This window comes from Bacillus sp. FDAARGOS_527, from assembly GCF_003812125.1.
GTDB classification, from domain to species: domain Bacteria; phylum Bacillota; class Bacilli; order Bacillales; family Bacillaceae_G; genus Bacillus_A; species Bacillus_A paranthracis.
In genome coordinates, this window is sequence record NZ_CP033795.1 from 2,323,431 (window position 1) to 2,342,572 (window position 19,142).

The window sequence follows — 19,142 nt, forward strand, 5'->3', positions numbered from 1 at the left end:
TGCCCGGCAAATAGCGAGATAAAATATCCCATTTAATAAAAAGAAGATAGCGATGAATCTCCTGGGATAAAAATATGTAATTGATTATCTTTTTTATCATTTCCCTAACTATTCACGATTATGATATTGCTTATAAGGTTGGTAATCTAAGTTGTTTATTGACATTAGATTTATAACTTGCAGAAAAAATAATATATTACAATGAGGCGTATTATTATAATGTTTATTAGAAATTGAGAGCTAAAGATTGTAGTATTTGGAAATCCAGTAGTTTCTCATATCAATTCAAACAAATACGATAAGCAAGTATACTGTGTTGCTAATGAAAAGGATCTGATATGAATATCAGACCCTTTTCATTATGTGTAATTATTTCACTGTTTCTTTCAGTTCTTTTCCCGCTTTAATTATCAGTTCCTTAGCAACAAAAAACTTGTAGAAATTATTATCTCAAGTTTTATTTTGCTCTACCGATTTAACCTCTCAACAGCTTCCGCGCTTATATCTACACGTTTAACGAAAAAAACTAATAGTAGCGCAACAACATTCATGCCAAGCGCTACATAGAATGAATGCTGAATTCCGGATAACAAAGCCTTCTGCGTTACCATTGCCTTCGTAGCTTCTGTGAAGGTTGTTGGATCTACATGAGCCATTAAACTTTCAGCTTTTGTTTTTGTTACAGAATTCATAATCGTAACAAGAATAGCAGTACCAATTGAACCGGACACTTGTTGAGCTGTATTATTAACAGCTGTACCGTGCGGATTTAAGCGAGTTGGCAATTGATTAAGGCCATTTGTCATAAGTGGCATCATCACCATCGCCATCCCAAACATCCGCAATGTGTAAATAAGGATAATATGTGTGTGACTAGAATCGAGTTGCAGATTTGCCAACATATAAGTTGAAACAGCTGTAATGGAAAGTCCTACTATACCAAGAAGCCGAGGGCCATACTTATCAAATAGTTTACCTGTAATGGGTGACATAACTCCCATTATTACCGCACCTGGAAGCATCATCAGCCCAGAGCTCAGCGGCGAAATACCACGGACATTTTGTACATAAGCCGGTGTTAAAATCATCCCCGAAAACATAGCCACCGCATTAACAATTGCAATTACAGACGCAAGTGCAAACATTGGGTACTTGTAAACACGTAAATCCAACAACGGTTCATTCATTTTTAATTGACGGATAATGAAAGCAATTAAGGCAATAGCGCCTATGATTAAGGTTGTTAAGACAACTTTATTCGTCCACCCATCTGAGCTTGCAGAACTAAAACCATATAACAGACCGCCAAAGCCGACAGAAGATAATAGTAATGAGAGATAATCAAGTTTTGCATTTTTGTTTTGTCTCATGACATTTTCCGATTTCCAAATCCCTAACAGTAAGCTAATGATTGCTAGCGGTAAAATCATTTCAAAAAGCAAACGCCAGTCATAATACTCTACAATATAACCTGATAATGTTGGTCCAATGGCCGGAGCTGTAATCATAACTAACCCAAAAATCCCCATTGCCGTTCCCCTTTTTTCTCTCGGAAAGCTTACTAGCATAATATTCATTAACAAAGGTCCCATGACTGAAGAACCTGCTGCTTGCACCATCCGGCCAGTAAGTAATAAACCGAAGTTCGGTGCTACAGCTGCTAAGGCCGTACCAAGAATAAAAATCACCATAGATGTAATAAATAAGCTCCTATTGGAGAATCGGGTTATTAAAAATGCTGATGCCGGAATTAATATACCACTTACAAGCATATAGCCTGTAGAAAGCCACTGGATCGTTGAATAATTTTGAATTTCTAAATCCTTCATTATTGATGGCAAGGCCACATTTAAAAGCGAGTTATTTAGAAATGAAACAAATGCCCCAATAAAAAGGATTACAAGCATTACATATGGTGGTTTTCTTTTATGTAACGTTTCACTCATATATTTATTTGCCCCTTCATTATAAATTCCGTTGATTCATTTCACTCGTTTGCATATTTGCACGAGAATATATTACCCTTGCAGTATTTTGCCAAACTCTTCGAATGGATATTCTCTTTTTAGCAATTCTACTTACCCAACTTAAGATTTTGAATAAATATGTAAATACGTTTGTAAACCGAATTTACATTAGGCTGCAATAAACAAAAGAAGCGACTGAAAATACGCTTCTAAAATAAAGTGAAACTTTAATCAGTGGGGGTTTTGTTCACCCCCACTGATTATTAGTTGAACCAATCGGACTTTTGCAGGTAGCCCACAACAAACAGCGGGATAAACCAACAAGTCCACACACCCATTCCTTTAAATACAGGCTTGGAAATCTAGTTATGTAACCATCCATAAAAAGGAATATTACATAGGCTAAGTCTAACATTACATTTTTAAAGTAAGGGGAATAAGCTTATGCACCAATATTGGTATGTGAATTCCAAGGAAAACGAGGAACAATATAATAACCAAAATTCAATGTCATCATTATATTCACAGCCCCAAATAACGAAAGCTGAGGGAATAAATGGTCTGAAGGTTCCTGAGTATTGGAGTTATCGAGTCTATCCATATGGTTGGGATTCACCAACCAATTATACAGGTTTCAATCCCGAGCCCCCTTCCTTCTCTTGGGGGCAGCCAATCCATTATGCAGGGTTGATGCCTCAAGGACATCCTGCTAATTGGACTCCATTACCAGGCAATGCAAGTTTTAATTATCAAAAACCTCCCATCCCCTGGGCCCAACCATTCAATCATGCAGGGATGTTCGCACAAGGTCATCTTGCCGCTTTACTATCGCCGCCAGCTAAAGCTTTTAACTTCGGTACCAATAACTGGGGTGTTTTCGGAAACTCTCCAGGATGGGGAGGGCAGGTAAGTCCCATGGGATGGGGGAATAACGGAAGTTATGGTCAGCCAGGAATGCTCGGAAACTTACTTACAGTAGGAAAAAACACCATGAATGGAATCGGAATGCTTAGTAGTCTAATGGGTATGGGAAAGTTCTTCTTTTAGTTAATTAGAGCGAGAGGATAGGTCCATAACCCAGAATTAAAAAACATTTCCTTTTCTATTCATTTAATCTTCTCAAACATGCTTCCAATACTCCCTCCACGTTCATTTCCTCGTCTTTCAAATTATAAAAACATCTATACTTGATAGAGGTGTGGTAGCACCAACAAAACGCAAATTCCGCACGTAAAAACCCGGTTCTTTTACGAAAGAACCGGGTTTTTAACTTTTATTTATTTGATAAAGAAGTCAAATCTCTTTTTCATTATTTAACACTTTGAACACGGCCAATTTGTCCATCTTGTAATCGAACTTTAATGCCGTATGTATGTGTTTCACTATGTGTTAAAATGTCTTTCACAACGCCACTTACAGTTTTACTATAATCATTATCCAATTGAATAACTACATGTGAACCAACTGAAATTTGTGATCTTGTTGGTTTCCCACCTGTTGCTTGTGTCGGTTTTTCTTGTTTTTGTGTTCTCTCCTGTTATGTAGATTGCTGTTGCTGAGCTTTCTTCTCTTCTTGCTTGCGTTTTTCTTCAGCGACTCTTTGTTGCTCTTCTTGCTTACGTTTTTCTTCTTCCGCTTTTTGTTGCTCTTCTTGCTTACGTTTTTCTTCTTCTACTTTTTGTTGCTCTTCTTGTTTACGCTTCTCTTCTTCTGCTCTTTGTTGCTCTTCTTGTTTACGCTTCTCTTCTTCTGCTCTTTGTTGCTCTTCTTGTTTATTCTTTTCTTCCTCTGCTACTTTTTTGTCTTCATCCACTTTTTGCTCATCTGGTGCGCCCTTTAATTTTTCTTCATTACCTTTACAAGCACTTAAAGCAATTACACATAAACTCATAAGTGCAAATAATAACAATTTCTTTGACATTTAAAAATCCTCCTATTTATACATTACAAATCAATAACTTTCATAGCATAACAAAAATACAATCCTTTCTTTGTCAAAATTTGTCGTATATATTTATTTTCTACTAAGACACTGACACTGCAATAAAAATGGAGATTATTATATCGATTCGTGCAAAAAATACGCTCGCCTGCTAGTCAAGTATACTTAATTCATGAAAACCTTCATCTATTTAGTGAAACCATTGAAAAAACATTAATAATCCCAAATATTTTAATTAACATAATTTATCACTTACAAACAATAGAAAAGGATCTTTCAATTGAAGATCCTTTTCTATCGCTCATCTAACTAAATAAATGGGTTAATTGCATAACGCTCTTCTAACTTTCCTTGCGAAGCTTAGTGGATCATCAACGTCTTCAATATTAACGTAAATCAAATTTGGTTCATCACATAACCACTCATTGTGTATAGATGAAACGATTATTCCTTGTTTAATAATCGTAGCAACAAATCCAGTGACTTCCTTTTGTAAGAGCGCTACCCGACCTAGACATAATGCCCGTCCAGTTTTTTGATTTCTTGATTCGAATGAGAAAGAACTTGTTACCCTAAAACGTTTCCCTAAGATTGTTGCCTTTATTTCATCCCGGTTTATCGTTGCCACGCATTTTCCACCGGCAAATCCTTCTTGGCCACCGATAATTCTTGCAAACTGTTGACAAATTAATTCATCATTACACGCCATACCTTTCATCATCCCCCCTTTTACTATTAGGTTATGAATGAATACAAAGCTCTGAAACGGTAATGAATCTATTCTATTATAAAAAAAGATGCTGGGAATCTTTTAAAGAGCATAAAAAATACACCCTAAGATGCCACCCTCCGACTTGAGAATCATATCTATGTATGAAAAAAATTTAGAAAAGGCCAATACAAAAGAGAAAGTTCTAACTGTAATGTATAGAGTGCTTACGATATTAAGAATCCCGTTATATTACTTTCTGATCAGTCTCGTTAAAGCCATCCCAATAAATCCAGCACCCATCCCTATTAGCCATCCAGCATGAGTATCACCTAATATAGATCCCACTCCTCCGCCAAGAAACATGCATCCAACGAATACTAATCCTCCAATTCCCCAATTCGACCGTTCCATAGTTCATTCACATCCTTTCAGTAAAATATATGCTATTAGCTACCTTAACTTTCTTGCATAGGATGGTTATTTATTTTGCGTAGTTTTAGTACTTTCAGGGAATTCATAAGATGTAGAGAATGGGACATTTAAATAAATGGCAGAAGGATGATTTGATTATTTATATTACAATACCTTAAGAGCTATGGAACAAATTCTTCAACTAATCAACTAATAGAAGCCTGGAGATTTTCCACAATCAGTAGCTCGTCGCTATCAAACTAAAATTTCATTTGAGGGAAGAATGTATTTCTTTACATAATAGCAATGGGATTCCTCCAGTATTTCGAACAAAAACCACACTAAGCACATTTTCATACAAAAAAGCCGATTTTTGTCCCACTAAGGATAAACCGGCTCATTGTAATTGACCTTGAAGGACTCGTTATATAAATTCGTCATTTTCATCAAAAAACATAGCTCTAGCTAAGACACTTTTATCCGGTTTTTGGTTAATAGACACATGTGATTTAAATTATCCTTTATTATATAGACCAGTCATCTGCCACATTTCTTTTTACATATATTTTTTAAAAGAAGGTTTCCATTCTGATAAATCCTTATAAACAAACGTTATGTTGTTACATATTTCCTCTGCAACTTCGTACATATGTTTTATATCATTAGCCGTAAATAATATAGACCCTTTGCGTTGCGTGCTATCTACAATAGTTGGTATGGTGTCGCCCTCTTTTACTACTAGATCAATTAATACTACCTCGGATATGTTAGTTAATCCTTTATACTTGATTTCTTTTAAGCAACCTGGTTTTGGAATCAAGCTTAAAGACATAGCTTGACATTTTGAAGGTAGACATCTAAATTCATCTATAGTCTCAGTAGCTAGCGTATCATAATAGTATCCAAATTGAGATATGCCAGTTGTTAGTTCCACCATCTTCCAGATGTTGCCACCACCTATTCTAACTTGAGACTCTATAATTATTGGTTTATTGTGTTTGTCTATCTTTATTTCTGTATGAGTAATGCCATTTTCCATTTGCATATCGTCCAAAAATAACATTACTTTCTCCATAATGAATTGTTTTTGAGATTCATCTATAGGTGCCGGCATAATCGTATAGTTTATTATAAATGTATCTTCTTTACATACTTCAGCTGATATAGCAAGTATAGAATGTTTTTTGTTATAAGAAACGGTTTCAACCGTATAAACTATATCACCTGCAATATACTCTTCCACTAAAACAGGTAGTTGAATACCATTTTCTTCAATAAATACCCCTACGTCATCTCCCGAGTTTAGCTTACATACTCCTTTACCCCCTGCCCCAATCGGCGGCTTTATTATAACACTATCTTTTTTATTCAAAAATTCATTAATGTCTTTAGTATTATTACAAACTGTCGAATCTATCGAAAAGTCTTTACCTGCTAGAATTTCACGCATCATGTCTTTATTACGAGTTATCATATTAGCATTGTAAGAGGGTCCTTTAACATTAAAAATCTTTGCAATTATACAAGCCGTATCTAATACTGTTTCGTTGAAAGATACAACCACATCAAAAGGTTTCTCTTTAAATAATTCTTCAGCATAGTATATAGACAAGGGTATGTTTGTTGTGTCTATTTCTTTTTTATAGAAACATTTTTCTAAGATAACTCCATCAAAATATATGTGTCTAGCGTAAGACCCTATATAGGAAACAGTGTACCCACTGTCTAATGCATCTTGTATAGGTTTTGTCCATCCCCCTATAAATAAAATGTGTGGTTTATTTTCTATGTCAGTTCCTTTTAATACCTTATGCATCATAATCATCCCCTCTAAAATGAACTCGTATATTCAATGTCAGTTCCTTTTGATACGCCTCGTCTTAACAACGCCACTAAACACAATGTTGTTCCGAAACCTCCTATAAATAACGTAGTTTGAAGCCCGAATATAGAAATTAAAAATGCACTAGCAAAACTTCCCAATGCCCAAGCTCCCCAATTAAGCGTGCGCTGTACAGCATTTACTCGGCCAAGCATGTGATTTGGTGAGGCAAGTTGTCGTATAGTTGCGGCGTAAGGGCCAAATACACCTTCTCCCATACCATGTATGATACTTGCGGCTACTATACCGTAAACTGTTCCCATATATCCCATTATCGGTATAAAAGCCAAACCGGTAACTGATACAGTAGCGCTATAAATAAGCATTTTTGTATTATTAATTCGTTGACTCTTTTTCATGAGAACCGTATTACCTATTAAAAACCCTACCGCTGCTGAACCTACAACAAATCCTATTTCAATTTCAGATAGCCCCATTACCTTATAAAGGAATATTACTAAAATGCTATTTAGTATGTATTTAAAAAAACCGTAAACAGCACCACATGTCACAATTGGCTCTAATACAGGGTGTTTTTTGAAATATATCAAACCCTCATATATGTTTTCGTATATGGATTTTAAATTTACGTCTTTTAAAGAACCCTCTGTATGCGGTTTAAACTTTGAAATAAATAATACAAACATAAAACAAACAAAATACGTTACTGCGTCAACAGTAAACGATCCTGTTAATCCGACTAGAGTAATGACGATTCCAGCTAGCATAGGACCAATTACTATAGAAAGAGACTCCGAAAGTGCTAGTTGAGCATTTCCTTTTTTTAAGTTGTCTTTATCTGTTACGATTTCCGGTAAGAAAGAAGGAATGGCAATGTTGTAAAACGTGGTGAATATTCCATTTAAAAACATGATAAACACCAATAAAGGGAACGTTATTATATTTGTTACAGTAAGTATGAATACTGATAAAAACAATATGCCTTGACATATACTACAAATTAGCAAAACATTTTTCCTATGAAAAATGTCTATTAAAGCACCGGCTACTAACCCAAAAATTAGGTAAGGGACGAATATAACCCCACGAAGCATAGCAGCATTTGCTTCACTTGTTTGTAACACCTCTAATGCAAAAAGTGGCAAAGCTACTATTGTAAACTGAGTACCTAACAAACTTATAGACTGTCCTAGCCAAAGCTTGTGAAAATTAAAATGTTTGCTACCTTTCATAATATCCCCCCCGTTAAATCCATCTTTATAAATTATCAAGTTTACGATATAAGTCAGAGTAGGCAAAAACTATCTTTCAACTAATGTCTGTACCACATAAAAATTCGAAACCTGCTATACAAGCGAGTTTAGTTTCAAAATGAAAACTTGATGTTTAAAAATTACCTGGCTAATGAAAAGCTCACCTTCCCAAAGATACTTCCGCATTCATTTATAAATCAATTGATATACGGATTGAATTTGCTTGTAAGAATCAGTTTATTAATTAGTTTGTTTCGAATTCATTTTCCGATTGTATGTCACTTTGAATCACCTCCAGCATCAGTATAACCTTGAAGGCACGCTGTTGTACGCATTTTGGAATGTAATAGCAAGATAACGAAGCTACGATGACGAACTGAATGGATTTAACCTTGTTATTGGAGGACACATATATACATGACAATTGATTAAAATACATCAAGCCCTATGGGATAAATTTTTAGATAAACCAAAATAACATGCAAAAAGCCCCTTCAAAATTTGAAGTGGCTTTTTAATATATAGAAATTAGCTTAAAGCAAAGATAACAACTCTTGAAGGGGGCATTTTTTATTATTCATGTTTATTGAGGAGCCTTTGTTTGAAGCAACTTTAACCCCCTCCCAATAAAAATCAGCCCTGTTACTTTGTTTAGAATCATTCCTACCTTTTGATTTCCTCTTAATTTTTTGGTGACATAGGAAGAGAAATAAGCAACAAATAAACACCACAATAGTCCAGTTACTGTAAAAGTAATTCCTAAAATGATAAAAGGTATAGAACCTGAAGCCTTTGTGTCTATAAACTGCGGCAGAAACGCAATAAAGAATAAAGAGACTTTTGGATTCGTAAGACTTGTTAAGATTCCTTGTAAATATATCTTTCTTTTGATTTACAACCGATAAAACTGATGGATTGTACCATTCGTATCACGGAGCCAAAACTCACTATTGAATAAATAAAACCCCAGAAATCCAAAGGTCTCTGGGGCTTCCTTATATATTTAGCTCTTTTTGCTTTTTGTTTTGTTTATGTCTATACAGTAATTTTCGACTTATGAGAGAAATCAGTAATAAGATCAATATTAGTACGAAAAGTTGCATAAATGACAAATCAAAATATTTAGCACCTGTAACGATTAAAAGTGTAGAAATTGTGCCTTTTACAACGAAAAAAATAATAACCCATAATCCGCCTTTTTTCCAGTTCATTTTATATTATCCTTTCCTACGTTTAAGTTCTTAAAAGATTTAGTAATAGTTCTTGAATGTGATACCTTAATAGAAATCTATTATATGAATATAAGAAATAGACTTTTTCATAAAATTCATGTCCAATTACATACGACGATTCCATCATAAATGAAAATGATATTCAGTGTCAATTTTATTGACTATTTGAAAACCTGTTTCTTCATCTTAATCTCTTTCTACTTTGTTTCTTATACGCAATAAACTCTTGTATTCAAACAAAAACACCTCCATTGCATTTGCACACTTTGTATGCGAATGCAAGAGGTGTTTTTTCATGTACCATCAGGTGCTTTATTTATTCGTTTAAGTTCTTAATACGTACCTATTTTCTAGTACACGATAACTGGATCATACGTGTTCAAACTATCATAAACAGTTTTTGCAACGTTAGGAAGAAGGTTCACACAACCGCCTGATCCTCCTGTTAAATAAGCATTACTTCCCCAGTCTTTTCGCCAGCCGGCATCGTGGAATCCTTGACCGCTATTTGTGAATGGAACCCAGTAATCTACTTTCACTGCATAATCAGCTTTCCCTACTGCGCTGCCTCTCAGCGTGTATGGAGTTCGTTTATATAAAACGTACCACACACCTGGTGATGTATCTTCACCCGTGCTATGTTTACCCGTTACTACATTTGTTGTAACGACTAGTTTGCCATCTTTATAAATCCAAATTTGTTGGTCTGCAATGGATACTTCTGCATATGTGTCTCCTATGCCATTATTCGATGTTGTTTTATAACCGATCCCTTCTTTCTCCCAACCATTCCCGTGAATGTTAGAAGCAGAAAGTGATTTTTCGCCTTTTTCAAAGGCTTGCCCAACTTGTTTTGTCTCTTTTTCCACATCTAGTGCCCAGCCATATCCTTGTCCTTTTACTGATATAACCGAACCAGAATGTGTTTTAAAAGCGAAGTCTTTATGTAATGTAGATTTAGCCTTATTAATTTCAGCAACCTTATTCTTAATTTCGCTCGCATCGATTGTCACTTTCATATCCTTTGACATAGTGGCATTTTGAATTAAATCTTTCGCTTTTAATGAATACACTTCATCCTGCACTTTATAATCAACAGACTGCGTAAGAAGATTCTGTAATGCTTTCTCTTCTTTTTTAATAATTGGATCGTCTTCTTTAATAGGTTGTATGTATGCAGACTTTAGATGAATTTCGCTTTTATGCTTCTGTTTATCGTAATCTTTTAGTAAACTCGCAACGTCATATTGTTTTCCATCAACGCTCTTCGAAATAACAATTTTTCCTTGTTCAAGCTTTGCCATAGCATCTTGAGGTGCCTTTAATTTTTCATTCATAGACACGAGCTTTTCTTCTACAAGTTTTTTCATCGTTTCACTACGATACTGCTCTGCCTTTTTTGGTAGCAATGAATAATCTTTTTCCTTTGAAGAAGGGAAAAATGTCCACTGGCTTTTTAATAGTTTCTTAACTTGCGGCAAATCTTTTTCCGTCAGTTCCGTTTTTGTCTCTTTTTCATCTAAAATTTGTTGTTGATCAATATAAACTTTGTTTGCTAGTCCAGATGTTTTTAATTTCTGTATTGCCTCATCAGCGCTCATACCACCGACTTTTGTATCATTAATCGTAACATTAGAATTGAAGTGAGTTGCCTGATAATAACTCATTCCCCCAAGGAGAAGTGCAAGTACACCGCCACCTGCTGCGATAAGCTTCCAATTTGTAAAACGTTTTTTGGATCTTACCCGTTTTTTCTCAACTTCTTCAACAGATTCATTTACTGTATTGTTGTTCATCAATCTTTCCCCCGTATACATTAACGTCAATTGATTTTAAACCAAAACCATTGAATAGTGTACCTTATTTTTCCTTAAATTTCATTGTTTTTAACTAGGTTTTATCTCATTTAATCGTTAAAAGTTAGATTTTTTATAGAAAGATATATAAATATGGTAGATAAAGTGAAAAAGGAACCACATCAATCGAGCTATTATGGGCCCTAGCATTCCTTGAATTTTGAAGAGTGGTACTCTCCATGAACTTTAACTTAGTGAAATAAATGTTAGAAGGTTCAAGTTAGAGAACAGCACCTTAGAATGTCTTCTACTTATGAAAAATATCCATAAAAAAGGGACTACATGTAGACTCTTTTTTGTGAACATTTTAATATCGTATTTTTATAAACATAGCATTCCCCTATGCTTTTCGCTTTTCACTAAGGTTCACAACATCTACTATCAGGCTAACTCATTTCACCTTATGGCCTTTTATCATCAATAATTTAAAAATTATTTAAACTATTATATATGTTTGTACCACGCTTTATTGATACGTTCAACCTTTACAGGTGTTGAAGTTTTTGACTCATTCTTTGTTATAACCCTATTATTAGAACATCCTGCAATAGTAAGGCAGCATGTAACCAATAAAACCAATAATATAAATTTATTCAAATAGCCACTCCTATATAAGTAAAATATTATATTGAGAAAATTAAACATACCATCGAATCTTTGTAAAAACAATATATTTACTAGTTTTATTTTCATTAGCGGATTAATGGACGCTTTAAGATGCTTTTTTTGCATTTATAAGGGTAAAACTTCACGTTCATCAAGTCAAGGTTCGATTTCTGTTTAATTCGCTCTCAGAGTTTATTCCCATATAAAAGATGGCTATTTTTCTTGAAAACTAAGTATCTTCCAAAACAAAAACTGGTAGACTCCATATACATTTATTCAACTAACTTCTCCCCTGTAACAATCTGAAACAAAGTGGCTACATTTTTCCCTTCTAATTGAACGTACTGGCTATTCCCCGCTATGATTTCTATTTTATCCTTATTAGGAATTACCCAAATTTGATACAACACAGCTTTCGCCTCTATTTTCGGATTTTTAAATTGAAAAATAAAATGATAATCAGCTGGACGAGACATTTGCACTTTTTTATTTTCAAAAGTAGTATCCTTTAATATTTTCTTTACTTGCATCACTTCATTATTATCTGTCACTACCTTAAAATCTTCATATTCATTATCACCAATATCTTTTTGCACTTCAATTCTTTGCTCTTCATTTTCTAGTCCAGTTGAACAGCCGGTTATTATGAATATACAGATACTGATCATAACTAGAGGCCAATTTCTAACTTTCATATTAATACCCTCTTTTCAATACAAAATATTTTAATTTGTAAAATAAAGGTAATTAATTTAGACTTAAAAATATAAATAATAAAGAGAAAGGAGTATCGTTCCATGCAGTTAAAAACATACACTTGGAAAAGCTATACGTTTCTCTTTGCAAGTATATTCGTTACTATTAATCTCTTTCTTTTCACACCTATTTTAGACAGGGTTGGAGTAGAATATGTTGTGCCTTTCGCTTACTTCATATTAGCTTCCGCTGTTATAGCAATCCTATTAGCGGTAATATCTTTTTGTAGTCGAAATGAAAGGAAAATTTTAGCGATTATCGGTTTATGTTTTACTCTATTTAATACAGCAATTATTTTATTCTTCCTTTGGTTCGGTTACCATTTCACTTAAGTGAAATATAAATAAACTCCATAAGCTACAAATAAAATTAATAAAATAAAAATACCGAGTATCGTGTATATCATCCATTTTAAGTTTGAACTCATATACTCCCCCTTCTGGCCTCCTAATAATTCCAGTATATAACAAAAAGCATTGGATACCCAATGCTTTTTCATACTTACGCGAATAAAGATGTATTCGCATATAAAGCTGGTGAACCACCTGAATGTACGAATAAAATGTTGTCCTCTTTATTAAATGTACCTTTTCTAATTAAGTCGATTAATCCCGCTACTGCTTTACCTGTGTATACTGGATCCAGTAAAATACCTTCAGTTTTTGCTAACAGCTGCACTGCTTCCACCATTTCTGGCGTTGGTAACGCGTAACCTGGTCCTACATATTCATCAAAGCATGTAACAGCTTCGCGCGGGATAAAGTTTGGAATACCAACGTGAGCTGAAGTTTCATCTACAAGTTTTGCTACTTTCTCTTCTTGCTCTGCTTTTCCTCTACTTACGTTAATTCCGATTACTGGGATGTTACTTTGTGTTCCAGCAAAACCTGTAATTAAACCAGCGTGCATGCCGCCGCTACCGCTTACGCAAATGACTGAACTGAAATCAATTCCTTGGTCAAATGATTGCGCCATAATTTCTTGCGCACAAGCAACGTATCCCATTGCGCCAGTAGGATTTGATCCACCAACTGGAATGACATATGGTGTATTCCCTTTTTCACTAACTTCTTTTGCGACTTTATGCATCTCTTCCATAAGATCTGCTCCGTTTTGTACAACAATGACATTTTCAGCACCTAGTAAATGATATAAGAAATAGTTTCCGTTAAAGTCTGGCTTCTCTTCTGGCTCAAGCCCTTCTTCTAATACAAGAATACATTTCATTTTTTCTTTTACTGCAGCTGCCAGTGTCAGGCGGCAATGATTGGACTGAATACCACCAGCTGTAATTAACGTATCTGCACCCTTTGCCTGTGCATCCGCAACTAGAAACTCTAACTTTCTCGTCTTATTACCACCAGCTGTTAAACCAAGTAAATCATCTCGTTTAAAATAAATAGTCGGTCCACCAAGCGCCTCAGAAAAATTGTTTAATTTTTCAATTGGTGTATATGACTCTGTATATTTTTTTCTCGGGAATTTAGCTAAATTCATGAATAACGCTCCTTTGTACTTCTTTCACAATGTATGTAACGATACTATTATTACATGTAAAAATGATGAAGTCATCTTTCTGGGGTAAAAATGTGTTGGAATTCGGTTTTGGCGAATGGAATTGTATTAAAGGTTTTATCTTCAATGCGGTACATGAAATTATAACAATGATTTTAACCATATTACGGTGCATGAAATTTATATCGACGATTTTTAAAATATATCGTTCATAACTTGAAATATATCAACGATTTTTTCAATATATCGACGATTCGACATGAGATATCGACTTATCGACAAAAACTGACAACGAAAAAGAACCCACTCGATAAAAAGTAGGCCCTCTTCCAATCATTTATTTGCAGAAAAACGAAGTAGCTGTGTTAATCCTGGTCCTAAATTCATTTCGCCTTTATGGCGTACGTATACGATTTTGTCCCCGTCAAATTTGGGTGGGTTTCCTGGATTATAAGTATGCCACTCGTCCGTTCCTTCTATAGAGTACTCCATGTATTCTGTTGCACCGACGATTACGTTTTTACTATCATCTGCCGTTACATTTGGTGCCATTTGTGCAATTTTCGAATCACTAATTAATAATTTCTTTATTTCCTTATCACGTTTGTAATCGTAAGCTGTCACCATTACATCGCTACCATATGCTTTCACTTGCAACCCTTGTTTAAATGAATAACCATCAGGAGCAGTCTTCTCTCCTCCATTTGGTCCAGCCGACATCCAGCCCGTTTCAATACCACCTGTATTTACAACTGTAAATCCTTTTTTATCTCCGCCTGCAATTTTCTTTTTACCAGCCCAGTCTGGCAAGTTTAAATCCCAGTGCGTGTGACTCGTAAAGAAAACGACCTGCGGATAGTCTTTTAATATATCGTACAATTTATCAACGTTTAAATAGTCTTGTAAATATGGTGATTGTCTTGATCCAGACACCGTATCAGGTAAAACGTGATGAGAAAAAATGAAAATCGGCTTGTTTTTATCTTTTTGGCTGTACTCTTCTAAATTTTGTTTTAACCAACCTAATTGTTCATCACTCATATATACTTCATCCCACATTTTTGAATCGTGGTATTTCATATATTTTTCCGTTCCTAAAAATAGAAGCGGATAACCGTCTAATTCTTTTTTATGATATACCTTTTCTTGTCCGCTAAATTTCAGATAGCGGTTAAATAAAGTTTCCTCAGTTACACCATTTGGCCATGTACTTTGAGATAACTTCCCATCAGCTGTCCATTTACCAGCATAAAACTCATGATTCCCAATAGCCGACCATACATTCTCGGGATGCTTATTTTTGTTTAACACACGCTTCACATCATCATATTGTGACTGTTGTCCAGTTGGCGTTATATCCCCATTCATAATAAGCGCTCTAGAAAGTGGCGTCACTTTGTTCATATCTTTTAACACGTGATCAAAGTCTCCTAAATCCCCTTGAATATCACTAATAACATTAAAAGTTGTAGCTGATTTTCGAACTTGCTCTTTCCCTTCCGCATGTGCTGAAAATGTCGGTAATAATGCAGTCATAACCACTAACGAAGCAACTGTCTTTTTCATACAAATTCTCCCCCTAATAATAGAATGTACAAACTGACATGTTCTGCCTTCTCTTAGGTGCTTGTCCAATTCACATTATAAGGAGGGATTGTAAAGATAGATGGAGTTAAAAGTTAAGTGTTTTTTAAGAGGATTTGTTGGTTTTCAGTTTATCTCTTTAACTTTTCTTCATTTAATCCAAATAACTCTGGCAAAACAAAATCCCCATCTTTCCTAATCAATACATCATCAAACCAAATTTCACCCCCGCCATACTCTGGTCTTTGAATGTTTACTAAGTCCCAATGTATCGCTGAATTATTTCCGTTATCTGCACCTTGCAATGAATCTCCAATCGCTAGATGAAAACTACCATTTATTTTTTCATCAAATAACGTATTATTCATCGGATGTAGTATGTAGGGGTTAAAAGCTAGCGCGAACTCTCCAATATATCTTGCTCCCTCATCCGTATCAAGAATTCGGTTCATTCGCTCTGTATCATTTGCATATGCCTCTATTATTTTCCCCTGTTTAACATGTAACTTTATATTTTGAAACGCATAACCTTGTTGAACGGAAACTGTATTAAATGTTATTACTCCATTTACAGAATCTTTGACAGGTGCTGTATATATTTCGCCATCCGGGATATTATCCGTACCATCCCCCTTTAAAACGCCTATTTCTTCAATGGAAAACTCCAAATCCGTTCCTTCTCCAATAATCCTCACTCGTTTTGTCTTTTCCATTAATTCTTTTAATGGCTCCATTGCTTTCGACATGTTGTTATAATCTAGCGTACATACATCATAGTAGAATTTTTCATAAGCCTCCGTGCTCATATTTGCTTCTTGTGCAGAAGCCGCATTCGGAATACGAGTTGTCACCCATCTCGTTTTATACACTGCTTCACCATGAGCTTTTCCAAATATTGTTTGATATAACTTCATTTTTTCTGCCGGTACATCCGCTAATTCATATGCATTTCTAGGACTACGAAGATTAATATACACTTGCATCTTACTTAATCGGTAACATTCCCAATCTGCTAATAACTTAAATTGTTCTTCAGATCCTGACAAAATTAATTACCTCGTAACAGACACGTCGCGCATTGATACATGCGCATATCCACTTGCTTTTTCCACTGACTTAATAATTTCACGAACGACTGCGGGGGCTATCTCTGTAACACTTTGGATCAACACTTGATCACCAGGTCGCACTTTCGTAGAATGGTTGACTAATACATCTGCTAATTTCAATAACCTTTGCTTCACTACACCCCTCACCCTTTCAAAAAAATAATAAAAAAAGAACTACTCTTTTAAATATTTCTTTCTTTCATCCAAACGATAGATAGAAAATAAATCATTAAAAATAGAATATATCAATTCCATAACTAGGGTATTACAGCAACACTCAAATAAAGAGTTCCTGGTAACATCCATATGAAGCAAACGATCATAAAAGTCTTTTTCCTTGCAACAGCCGCAATTACTGCTAGAAAAGATGGAAGTAGGAATATAAAAAATACAGTGATATATACTTCCTTGTCGAGCATTTGATTGCTGTAAGGATTGAAATAAAAATGCTTATAGCTGCTACTACCCCTATATAACTTTTCATAATTCCCCACCTTCCAATAGCAGTGTACTTAATACTTTTCATTCTTACTATTTATATCTCCCGTTCCATACAGAACTCTCTTTGGATTTATAACAATCATTAAAACTGCTACTACTAAATAAAACATCGCGTTATACATAATTAAATCGATTAAATTTCCGTTTAAGATACCAATAAAGAAATTAAAAAATTGATGGATAATGATTGGAATAATTAAATTCTGATTTATGTTGTAAAATGCAGTCATGACGATTTTTATACATATGATAGAGATCATAAAAAACAGAATATATTTCATTAGGTCCATGCCAAAAAATCCTGTAGTAAACCAAATAGGTAGATGCCACATCCCCCACCAAAATCCAATGATTATTGAAGCTTTTAATGGTGAATACTTCTTTTGAAGCTCAATTTGTGCAAAACCTCTCCATCCTAGTTCTTCTCCCAATGGCCCCGCAAGAAAGTTTTTAACAAAGAAATAGATTAGCATTCCCCATGAAGAGACAGTAAAGATAGAGTCTACTTCACTATTTTTAGACACGACAAATAAAATCATTAAAAATATGAAAGTTTGAATCGCACTCACAATAAGAAGGACAGAAACTTTAAGTTTGTTCTTGAACTTGTCTTTTACAAATTGTATAAAACTCTGTCCTGGATAGATTTTTTTAAATAGTATGGCAAAAGCAAAAGTTGAAGACCAAGACGATATACAAAACATTACATCAAAAACCCATGCTGGAAATCCTAGCATACTTATAGCTCCTACAAGCAAAAAAAGTGGCAGAAAAATGATATTGGTTAGTACAATAAAACTCGCTACTGGTTTTTTAAGTTTCTTTTTCCTTTTCATGCGTAATCCCCATTTCAAACTAAGTATTTCGTAAACATAATAGTATTTATATTTACAGATACTCTCAGCTTAAACCTGGGGGTTACTCACAGGTCAATACATGTCTGCATTATTTTACAGGTGCATAAATTTCTAAAAATATACGCTCAAGTTCATCTTCATACGTGGTAAGTAATATGTTTATATACACTAGCCCCAAAAGCTCATGCCCTTGTTCTATTGCTGCTTTTCTTAAACTGGATTCCACGATATGATCAATACTATTCCCACCAGTTGACCACCTGCCATCTTCAATAACTGTATACATACATTTTGGATACGATAGAATTTCTCCTTCTAATTCTTTATCAAAGTCCTCTACTTTTCTTACAATTATAAATTTATCTTCTATAATACCTTCTTCATTAAAACTTATAACTCTTCGTAAAGATGTTAAAGTAACTGCTTTTTTTAAGCTATCCGGATTCTTTTTCAAAGATTCATATTCATCATACGCAGTAAAATGCTCTATCTCTCCATTTACTTCTAAAGGCTTCATTTCTTTTACTACGCATTTCCCTAAGAATTTCTTTATTTTTTCGCAATCTTCTTTTGCAATTTGAATTTTTTTTAAAAGAAGTTTTTTATATTCTATCTCCTCTAAAACTTCTTGTTCTTTCTCTTCTAGTAATAATTTTATTCCCTCTATACTCTTACTTTTTCTTAATTCCTGAATTTTTTTTATTTCGATATCCATTTCCCTATAGAAATTGACCGTTGTTATATCATATATATCAAAATGATTATATTTTCTATACTTATTCTCAATATTTTGCTTTGGCTTGACCAAACCTTTTTCCTCATAAAACTTCAAAGTATCCCTAGATACACTTAAAAATTTAGCGACTTGTCCAATTGTGTACATTATGTTCTCCTTTAGCATCACTACTTAATTTGTTACATTCATACTTCATATTCTTTACATTATCGAAATTCCCTTCCTAGTTAATATTTCCCACTTGTTCTCCTACAAAAAAAGA

General features: G+C 34.4%; 14 protein-coding genes and 3 pseudogenes. 2 read left to right on the top strand and 15 right to left on the bottom strand.

What is annotated here, in order from left to right; genetic code table 11:
* Window positions 1-467 precede the first annotated feature (467 nt).
* Window positions 468-1,946: a DHA2 family efflux MFS transporter permease subunit gene (locus EGX95_RS14490; protein ID WP_000005136.1), complete on the bottom strand. Its 1,479-nt coding sequence runs from the start codon at window positions 1,944-1,946 to the stop codon at window positions 468-470.
* 465 nt (window positions 1,947-2,411) lie between these two features.
* Here EGX95_RS14490 and EGX95_RS14495 point away from each other — a divergent pair, with 465 nt between their 5' ends.
* Window positions 2,412-3,014 (top strand): hypothetical protein, encoded by a 603-nt coding sequence (locus tag EGX95_RS14495; protein ID WP_000554442.1) that lies wholly within the window; start codon window positions 2,412-2,414, stop codon window positions 3,012-3,014.
* Between the two features lie 262 nt (window positions 3,015-3,276).
* Here the strand turns inward: EGX95_RS14495 and EGX95_RS14500 are convergent.
* The 9 genes and pseudogenes from EGX95_RS14500 to EGX95_RS14540 all read right to left on the bottom strand — a co-directional run bounded on the left by EGX95_RS14500 (window position 3,277) and on the right by EGX95_RS14540 (window position 12,517).
* Window positions 3,277-3,888 (bottom strand): annotated as a pseudogene (locus EGX95_RS14500) (YwbE family protein).
* Between the two features lie 343 nt (window positions 3,889-4,231).
* On the bottom strand, window positions 4,232-4,630 hold the full coding sequence (locus EGX95_RS14505; RefSeq protein ID WP_002028021.1) for a DUF1259 domain-containing protein: 399 nt from the start codon (window positions 4,628-4,630) through the stop codon (window positions 4,232-4,234).
* A gap of 240 nt (window positions 4,631-4,870) precedes the next feature.
* Window positions 4,871-5,032 carry a hypothetical protein gene (locus EGX95_RS30435; RefSeq protein WP_000442360.1) on the bottom strand — a complete coding sequence of 54 codons (162 nt, stop codon included), beginning with the start codon at window positions 5,030-5,032 and terminating at the stop codon, window positions 4,871-4,873.
* 556 nt (window positions 5,033-5,588) lie between these two features.
* Window positions 5,589-6,848 carry an ATP-grasp domain-containing protein gene (locus tag EGX95_RS14510; RefSeq protein WP_000549729.1) on the bottom strand — a complete coding sequence of 420 codons (1,260 nt, stop codon included), beginning with the start codon at window positions 6,846-6,848 and terminating at the stop codon, window positions 5,589-5,591.
* A 14-nt stretch (window positions 6,849-6,862) separates the two neighbouring features.
* Window positions 6,863-8,107, bottom strand: coding sequence for an MFS transporter (locus EGX95_RS14515; protein WP_000678759.1), 1,245 nt, complete (start codon window positions 8,105-8,107; stop codon window positions 6,863-6,865).
* Between the two features lie 604 nt (window positions 8,108-8,711).
* A pseudogene (locus EGX95_RS14520) lies at window positions 8,712-9,014 on the bottom strand (LysE family translocator); the annotation flags it as partial.
* A 109-nt stretch (window positions 9,015-9,123) separates the two neighbouring features.
* Window positions 9,124-9,339: a hypothetical protein gene (locus EGX95_RS14525; protein WP_001104100.1), complete on the bottom strand. Its 216-nt coding sequence runs from the start codon at window positions 9,337-9,339 to the stop codon at window positions 9,124-9,126.
* Window positions 9,340-9,710: 371 nt separating this feature from the next.
* Window positions 9,711-11,156, bottom strand: a complete 1,446-nt coding sequence (locus EGX95_RS14530; protein ID WP_001064107.1) for a L,D-transpeptidase family protein — start codon at window positions 11,154-11,156, stop codon at window positions 9,711-9,713.
* 938 nt (window positions 11,157-12,094) lie between these two features.
* On the bottom strand, window positions 12,095-12,517 hold the full coding sequence (locus EGX95_RS14540) for a hypothetical protein (RefSeq protein ID WP_063246665.1): 423 nt from the start codon (window positions 12,515-12,517) through the stop codon (window positions 12,095-12,097).
* Between the two features lie 102 nt (window positions 12,518-12,619).
* Between EGX95_RS14540 and EGX95_RS14545 the strand changes: the two genes are divergently transcribed.
* Complete coding sequence (locus EGX95_RS14545; RefSeq protein ID WP_001176308.1) at window positions 12,620-12,910, top strand: hypothetical protein; 291 nt, start codon at window positions 12,620-12,622, stop codon at window positions 12,908-12,910.
* A gap of 169 nt (window positions 12,911-13,079) precedes the next feature.
* Here EGX95_RS14545 and EGX95_RS14550 read toward each other — a convergent pair whose 3' ends face one another.
* The 5 genes and pseudogenes from EGX95_RS14550 to EGX95_RS14580 form a co-directional block, all read right to left on the bottom strand.
* A complete protein-coding gene (locus EGX95_RS14550) occupies window positions 13,080-14,075 on the bottom strand; it encodes a D-cysteate sulfo-lyase (protein ID WP_001046588.1) in 996 nt (331 codons plus the stop codon).
* Window positions 14,076-14,426: 351 nt separating this feature from the next.
* Entirely contained in the window at window positions 14,427-15,659 is a 1,233-nt protein-coding gene (locus EGX95_RS14560) for a DUF4073 domain-containing protein (RefSeq protein WP_000754320.1), read from the bottom strand.
* A 149-nt stretch (window positions 15,660-15,808) separates the two neighbouring features.
* Window positions 15,809-16,921, bottom strand: a pseudogene (locus EGX95_RS14565) (aminopeptidase).
* 377 nt (window positions 16,922-17,298) lie between these two features.
* Window positions 17,299-18,123 (bottom strand): CPBP family intramembrane glutamic endopeptidase, encoded by an 825-nt coding sequence (locus EGX95_RS14575; RefSeq protein WP_000823425.1) that lies wholly within the window; start codon window positions 18,121-18,123, stop codon window positions 17,299-17,301.
* Window positions 18,124-18,232: 109 nt separating this feature from the next.
* Window positions 18,233-19,027, bottom strand: coding sequence for a MerR family transcriptional regulator (locus EGX95_RS14580; RefSeq protein ID WP_000288020.1), 795 nt, complete (start codon window positions 19,025-19,027; stop codon window positions 18,233-18,235).
* Window positions 19,028-19,142 lie beyond the last annotated feature (115 nt).